General features: G+C 75.3%; 7 protein-coding genes. 4 read left to right on the forward strand and 3 right to left on the reverse strand.

Features of this window, described 5'->3' with window-relative positions; all coding sequences use genetic code 11:
• Window positions 1-2,565 carry a M1 family metallopeptidase gene (locus VKG64_07130; protein HKB24813.1) on the reverse strand — a complete coding sequence of 855 codons (2,565 nt, stop codon included), beginning with the start codon at window positions 2,563-2,565 and terminating at the stop codon, window positions 1-3.
• A gap of 106 nt (window positions 2,566-2,671) precedes the next feature.
• Window positions 2,672-3,505, reverse strand: coding sequence for a DUF2877 domain-containing protein (locus VKG64_07135; GenBank protein ID HKB24814.1), 834 nt, complete (start codon window positions 3,503-3,505; stop codon window positions 2,672-2,674).
• A 32-nt stretch (window positions 3,506-3,537) separates the two neighbouring features.
• Between VKG64_07135 and VKG64_07140 the strand changes: the two genes are divergently transcribed.
• Window positions 3,538-4,737, forward strand: a complete 1,200-nt coding sequence (locus VKG64_07140) for a multiheme c-type cytochrome (protein ID HKB24815.1) — start codon at window positions 3,538-3,540, stop codon at window positions 4,735-4,737.
• Window position 4,738: 1 nt separating this feature from the next.
• Here the strand turns inward: VKG64_07140 and VKG64_07145 are convergent, their stop codons facing one another.
• Window positions 4,739-6,355: a gamma-glutamyltransferase gene (locus VKG64_07145; GenBank protein HKB24816.1), complete on the reverse strand. Its 1,617-nt coding sequence runs from the start codon at window positions 6,353-6,355 to the stop codon at window positions 4,739-4,741.
• Window positions 6,356-6,378: 23 nt separating this feature from the next.
• On the opposite strand from VKG64_07145, the gene VKG64_07150 reads away from it, so the two are divergent.
• From VKG64_07150 to VKG64_07160, 3 genes are all read left to right on the forward strand, one after another.
• The gene (locus tag VKG64_07150; GenBank protein ID HKB24817.1) at window positions 6,379-6,849 is read left to right on the forward strand and encodes a hypothetical protein; all 471 of its coding nucleotides are present in this window, start codon (window positions 6,379-6,381) and stop codon (window positions 6,847-6,849) included.
• Window positions 6,846-7,109 (forward strand): PqqD family protein, encoded by a 264-nt coding sequence (locus tag VKG64_07155; protein ID HKB24818.1) that lies wholly within the window; start codon window positions 6,846-6,848, stop codon window positions 7,107-7,109. The genes VKG64_07150 and VKG64_07155 overlap by 4 nt, the downstream gene beginning before the upstream one ends.
• On the forward strand, window positions 7,106-7,333 hold a 228-nt coding region (locus VKG64_07160), incomplete at its 3' end, for a hypothetical protein (GenBank protein HKB24819.1). The genes VKG64_07155 and VKG64_07160, both read left to right, overlap by 4 nt.

A 7,333-nucleotide genomic window follows, 5' to 3' on the forward strand; every position in this document is an offset into this window, starting at 1 on the left:
TCAGGCGAACCGCGCCAGGTACTTCGCGAGCCCCACGCCCTCGCGCGCGCGGAGGCTCACCGCGATGTGGAGCTGCTCGAGGTACTGCGCGAGCGTCTTGCCGCCGAGCTCGATCTTCCGCTCGCGGAAGAACGCGTGGACGTCGCGCTCGAGCTCGGGCGTGGTGAGGCCCGTCACGCCCTCGGCCATGCGCCGGAGCCCGTGCTTGGGGTACTGGCGGTCCATCGCGTCCCAGTGCTTCTTGACGAACGTCCAGGCGAGCTCGCGCGCGTGGACGGAGAGGAGGAGCGCGTGCGCGACGAAGGGCGCGTCCTGCGTGCGGATCTCGCCGTCGAGCGTGCGGGCGAGCGTCCGCTCGAGCAGCTCCGGCTGGCGGAAGCCCGCGAGCGCGTAGAGGTAGCGCTGCTCCTCCTGCGGCGTGGTCGCCGACTTGAAGCGCGTCAGAAACTCGTCGTAGCGCGCGGCGTCGCCGGCGTGGGCGAGGATCGCGATGAGCGCGGGGAGCACGTTCGGGTCCACCTCGCGCCCGCCGAGATGCGCCGCGTAGAGTCCCGCCGCCTCGGCCTGGACCCGGCGGTCGTCGCCGAGCACGCCGAGCGCCCGCGCGAGGTCGCCGCGGAGCTGACGTGTGAGCTCGTCCTCCTCGGGCCGCGGCGTCCAGGCGAGCGCCGCGAACGCCGGCCCGAGCCTGTCGCGGACGAGCGCGGCGAGCCGTGGGCGGTCGGCCTCCTCCACGATCCGATGGAGCGCGCCGAGGGACGCGATCAGCACCGACCACACGTTGCGGTCGCGCTCCTCGCGGAAGCGGGCCGTGAGCTCGAGATAGTCCGTGAGACTCATGAGCCCGGCGACGGCCACCGCCCACGCGTCGTTCACGAGGTTGAAGCGCTCGATCGGCGCGAGCGCGGCGAGCCGCGCGAGGAGCCGCTCGAGGAGGTCGCCCGTGTAGCGCACGCGGTAGAAGCCGTGGCCGCCCTCGTTGACCACGACGGCGTCGAAGCTCGCGGGCTGCGGCACCCGCGTCTCGCCCTCCGCGAGGAGGAGGCGCGTGACGGGATGCCGGCCGCCCGCGTGAACGCGGATCTGGACGGGCACCTGCCAGCGCTGGTCGCTCTCGGCCGCGGACGACACGCCGGGCGAGGGCTCGCGGAGGTAGGTGAAGCGCTGCTGGGCGAGCACGAGCTCACGCCCGTCGAGCCGCGCGCTGACGAGCGGGTACCCCGGCTTGAAGATCCAGCCGTCCATCACGGCGGGGATCGGCTGGCCCGAGGCGCTGCCGAGCGCCTGCCAGAGGTCGCCGGTGTCGGCGTTGGCGTAGGCGTGCCGGCGGAGATAGTCGCGCACGCCCTCGCGGAAGACGTCGGCGCCGAGGTATTGCTCGAGCATCCGGAGCACCGAGGCGCCCTTCTCGTAGGTGAGCACGTCGAACATCGCGTCGGCGTCGCGCGGCGCCCGCACGGGGAACTCGATCGGCCGCGTCGAGTGCAGGCCGTCCACCGTGAGCGCGGCGGCCCGCGAGACGCCGAACGTCGTCCAGCGCCGCCACTCCGGCTTCCACGCGTCCACCGAGAGCATCTCCATGAACGTGGCGAACGCCTCGTTGAGCCAGATGCCGTTCCACCAGGTCATCGTGACGAGGTCGCCGAACCACATGTGCGCGTTCTCGTGCGCGACGACGTCGGCGACGCGCTCGAGCTCGGTGTGGCTCGCGGCGCGCTCGTCCACCAGGAGCGCGGTCTCGCGGAACGTGATGGCCCCGAGGTTCTCCATGGCGCCCGCGGCGAAGTCCGGGATCGCGAGCAGGTCGAGCTTGTCGCCCGGGTACGGCATGCCGTAGTACTCCTCGAAGAACCGGAGCGACGCGACCGCGACCGCGTGGCCGAACGCCGCCAACCCCTTCTTGCCCGGCACGCACCAGACGCGCACCGGGGTCCGGCCCACCACGACGGGCTCGGTCGCCTCGAGCTCGCCCACCACGAACGCGACGAGGTACGTGGACATCGTGATCGTGTCGGCGAAGGCGAGGACCTTCTTGCCACCCTCGCGGCGCTCGGCGACCACGCGCGTGTTCGAGACGGCGGTGAGGGCCGGATCGATCGCGAGCGTCACCGCGAAGACCGCCTTGAACGCGGGCTCGTCCCAGCAGGGGAACGCGCGGCGCGCGTCGGTCGCCTCGAACTGGGTCGCCGCGAGGAGACGCGTCGCGCCCGTCGCGTCCTTGTAGCTCGAGCGGTAAAAGCCGCGGAGCTTGTCGTTGAGCGCGCCGCGGAAGGTCAGACGCAGGCGCCACCGGCCGGACGTCGCGGGCGCCGCCAGTGCGAGGTGGGCGCGCTCGGCCGCCTCGTCCAGGCTGACGGTCGCGGGGATGGACTGGCCGCGGTCGTTCTCGAGGCTCGCGGCGTCGATCGCGAGCTCCACCGCGTTGAGCAGGAGCTCCGAGACGGACTCGGTCACGTCGAGCGTGACGGTCTCCTCCCCGCGGAAGGTCAGCGTCGTCAGGTCCGGCTCGAGCCGGATGTCGTACCGGCGCGGAAGCGCGGTGCGGGGCAGGCGATAGGGATCCACGAAGTCCTCCGGACCAGAGATGGGCGCCGCTCCCGTACTGTACCGCGACCCGGCGACGTCGCCAACCGCCTCCGGGGGACCCGGAATCCGCGGGCGTCGGACGGCGTCAGGAGGCTGCGCCCGCGACGAATCCCGCGAGCAGGTCCCAGCCGGACGAGTGTCCGAGACGCGTGAGACGCCGCGCGGCGTCGCGGGCGGTCTCCACCGGCGCGTCCGTCGCCAGAGCGCGCGCCAGGTCGTGGAGCGGCGCCCAGCCGTCGCCGTCGAGGAGGTCGCCGAGGAGCGCCACGCTGATCGGGTGGGTGAGCCGCGGCGCGGCGCCGCGCACGGTCTCCGCGGCCCGGCGCCAGCGCTCGACGTCGCAGGCGCCGGCGCGGGCCAGGAGCGCTCGCGCGAAGAACGCGCCGCCGACGTAATCGTCGCCCGAGGGCGTGAGGCCGGGGCCGAGGCCGAGGAGCGCCTGCGCGGCACCGGCCGCCTGCTCCGGCGCGTTCGCCGCGCACGCCGCCGCGAGCGCCCGGGCGGGGCCGGCGGCGGCGTCGAGCGGGAAGGCGGGAGGCGCGCCGACGAGGAGCGCGCCGAGTCCGTCGGGAGCGCCGAGCGCCCGCGCCGCGGCGCCGAGACGCGCGGCGCCGCGGGCCATGGCGGCGGCGGCGTCCAGCCCGGCGGGCACCTCCGCGGGGCGCCACGGCGACACGCGCGTCGCCCCGACGCTCACGGGCTCGCCCGGCTCGAGGCGGGCGGCGCGATCGAGCGGATCGGCGCAGAGGATCGCGCGCGGGTGCGGCGTGGCGCCCGCGGCGCCGAGCCAGAGGATCTCGGCGCCGGCGGTGAGATAGATGGACGCGGAGAGCGGAGCGAGGACCCGCGCGCCGCCGCCGCCGGCATCGAGCGCGGCGCGCGCCTTCCACCCGATCACCGTCACGCGGGCGACGCGCACGCCGCTATTGTAGCCTTGCTATGGTGGAGGCCATGTGCTCGCGGACCTGGCTCGCGCTCATGCTGCTCGTCGCCGGGTGCGCGGCCGCGGCCACGCGCGAGGGCCTCGAGCCGGTGGAGACCTTCGTCGCGCGCCACTGGCGTCAGCCGCTCGCGCCGCAGGGGCCGCCGCCCACGCGCTTCTCGCCGCTCGAGGCGTCGCTCGCGCCCGAGGCCTGCGGCGCCTGCCACCCGGTGCAATTCTCGGACTGGCGCACGAGCCTGCACGCGGCGTCCATGGGCCCGGGGATCGCCGGCCAGCTCGCTGAGATGCTGGAGTCGAGTCCCGGCGAGGCGCTCCAGTGTCACCAGTGCCACGCCCCGCTCGCCGAGCAGGCGCCACGCGTGCCCGGGACGCTCGCACCGAACCCGGCCTTCGATCCGACGCTCGCTCCGCGCGGCATCCCGTGCGCGGCCTGCCACGTGCGCGGCCACCGGCGCTTCGGCCCGCCGCGGCGCGACGGCTCGCTCGAGAGCGCGGCGCCGCGCGAGACGCTGCCGCACGGCGGCGTCACCCGCACGCCCGCGTACCTCGCCTCGGAGTTCTGCCGGGACTGCCACCAGTTCCGCCCCGACGGCTACGCGCTGAACGGCAAGCTGCTCGAGGACACCTACAACGAGTGGAAGGCGAGCCGCTTCGCGGCGGCGGGCACGCAGTGCCAGGACTGCCACATGCCCGACCGCCGCCACCTCTGGCGCGGCATCCACGACCCGGACATGGTCCGCGGCGGGCTCGCCATCTCGCTGACCGAGGACGCCGCGCGAGCGCCCGACGGCATCGCCGCGCGCCTGGTCGTCGAGAGCACGGGCGTCGGCCACCGGTTCCCGACGTACGTCACGCCCGTCGTCCTCCTGCGCGCCGAGCTGATCGACGCGGCGGGGCGTCCGATCGCGGGAACCGGCGAGGAGCGGCGCATCGCCCGCGAGGTGACGCTCGACCTCGAGCGCGAGCTGGCGGACACACGCCTCCCGCCGGGCGGGCGCGCCGAGCTCGCGTACGCGCGGCGGCTCGACGGGGCCGCCGCGGCCGCGCGCTTCAGCGTGCTGGTCTACCCGGACGCGTTCTACACGGCGTTCTTCGAGGCGCTCCTGCGTCAGGGCGCCGGGCGCGGCGAGGCCCAGGTGCGCGAGACGCTCGACGCGACCCGGCGCTCGCCGTACACGCTCTTCGAGCGCGTCGTGCCCGCGCGATGAGCTAGCAGCCGAGCGCGGCGCCGTCGGCCCGCGGGTCCGAGCCGGCACGCAGGCCGTCGGGATCGAGCGCGATCGCCTGAGCGTGGCCCGCGAGATCGCTCCACGCCTCGATCACCTCCACGGCGTGGCCGCGGCCGCGGAGGGACCCGGCGACCTCGGGGCCGAAGCGCGACTCGAGGCGCAGCGCGCGCGTCGGCTCGCCCCACGTCCGGCCTAAGAGCCACCGCGGCGCCTCGACGGCGGCCTGCGGACCGAGGCCTTGATCCACCATGCGGACGACCAGCGCGGCCTGGGTCTGCGGCTGGCCCTCGCCGCCCATCGTGCCGTAGACGAAGCGCGGGCGACCGCCGACGAGGTACATCGAGGGAATCAGCGTGGTGGCCGTGCGCTTCCCGGGCGCGAGGCGGTTGGGATGCGCGGGATCGAGCGAGAAGAACGCGCCGCGGTTCTGCAGCAAGACGCCGGTGTCGCCCGCGACCACGCCCGCGCCGAACTCGTGGTAGAGGCTCTGGATCAGCGAGACGGCGTTGCCCGCGGCGTCCGCGGTGACGACGGCGATCGTGTCGCCCGCCTGGGGCGCGCGGTCCGCGGGCCGCGCGCGGCGCCGCGAGATGAGCCGCCGGCGCTCGGCGAGCCGTGCGGCGTCGAGACACTGCGCCACGGGGACGTCGTCGGTCGTCGGGTCGGTGAGCCACCGGTCGCGGTCCTCGAAGGCGAGCTTCGTGGCTTCCACGGTTAGATGGATCAGGTCGGCGTCGTCGACGGCGCCCACATCGAAGCCCGCGAGGAGGGTGAGGATCGCGAGAGCGGCGAAGCCCTGCGTGGGCGGGGGCAGGCTCGCCGCCTCGCCCGCGCGGTACGGCACGCGGAGCGGCTCGACCCAGTCGGCGCGATGCGCGAACAGGTCCTCGATGGCGAGCGGGCTGCCGACCGCCGCGGCGGCGGCCGCGAGGCGGCGGGCGAGCGTCCCGCGGTAGAACTCCTCCGCTCCGCCCTCGGCCACGGCCGCCAGCGTCGCCGCGAGCTCCGGCTGGACGAACCGGTCGGCGGCGAGGCGCTCGGGATGAAAGAGCGGCCAGAGCGTCCGCCGCACCTCGTCCGGCGCGCCGGACGCGAAGAGCGTCGCCGCCGCGCTCGAGGTCATCCGGCGCTGGCACGCAGAGACGGGGAATCCCTCGCGCGCCGTGACGACCGCGTGCTCGACGAGCGTCGCCCACGCGAGGCGCGAGGCCATGACGTCGCGGCTGTACGCGTGCGCTTCCCACCAGCCCGACACCGCACCGGGGACGGTGAGCGCCGCGGCGCCGCCCCGGACCGGCATCGCCGTGTGGCGCGCGCGGTAGGCCTCGAGGGTCGCCGTCGCCGCCGAGCGTCCGGCAGCGTCCAGCGCGCGCAGGCGCGCGCGCCCGGCGTCGTAGATCAGCCACACGTTGTCGCCGCCGACACCGTTCATGTGCGGGTAGACGACCGCGAGCGTGGCGGCGGCGGCGATCGCCGCGTCCACGGCGTTGCCGCCACGCCGGAGGATCGCGAGGCCGGCCTCGGAGGCGAGCGCGTGGGGCGAGGCGACCACGCCGCGCGTCGCGCTCGCCTCGGCCCAGCGAGTGGCGGCGGTCACGCGACCCATGATACATACTCGGCATGGCGACGACGAAAGCCGACCTGGCGATCGAGTTCCTGCCGGACGTCCTCGCGCGCGACGGGCTCGCATGGGTGAGCGCGGCGTCGGCGAGCATGGCGCCGTTGATCCAGCCGGGCGACGCGCTGTGCCTGGCGCCCGTCGGCGCCGAGCGCCCGCGGGTCGGCGCGATCGTCGCGTACGTGCGCGACGCCCGGCTCGTCGTGCACCGGGTCGTGGCAACGACGCCCGGCGGCGTCGTGACGCGGGGGGACGGGCTCCCGGAAGCGGACGCGTCGCTCGCGTGGACGCGCGTGGTCGGTCGCGTCACCGCGATCAGGACGCCGGCCGGACGCACGCTCGACCTCGAGCGACCGCCCTGGACGCTCCTCGAGGGCGCGCTCGGCCGGGTCGCCGCCCGGCCCGCGCGCGGCCGGCTCGCGTGGAAGGCGCGGCGCCTGCCGTTCCACCTCGCGGCCCTGCTCTTCCGATGATCCTGTCGCGGAGTCCCAAGACGGCGTGGCGGGTCATCGAGGGCGAGGCGGTGATCCTCTCGCTCGACACGAAGGCCTTTCGCGGGCTCAACGCGGTCGGCAGCCGCGTGTGGGAGCTGATCGACGGCCGGCGCAGCGTGGACGAGATCGTCGAGGTGGTCGTGCGCGAGTTCGACGTCACGCGCGAGCAGGCCGCCGCAGACGTGCAGGCGTTCGTTCGCGAGCTCCTCGACAAGGGCCTCGTGACCAGCGCCGGATGAGCCGGTTCGTCGTCCTCGAGCTGGGCGCGGCGCTCGCCCCCGCCACCGAGGACGTGGTGCGCCGCGCGACGGCGCCGGTCCTCCTTCGCCTCCTGGACGTGGCGCCGCCGTTCCGCGACGGCCAGATCGTCCACGTGAGGCCGGCGGGCAACCGCGCGACCTCGCGCGCCATCCTCCTGTGCCGCGGCGGCGGCGGGTACCATCTGCGCCTGCCCGGCGAGGTC

The organism is Candidatus Methylomirabilota bacterium (assembly GCA_035260325.1).
GTDB lineage: Bacteria > Methylomirabilota > Methylomirabilia > Rokubacteriales > CSP1-6 > AR19.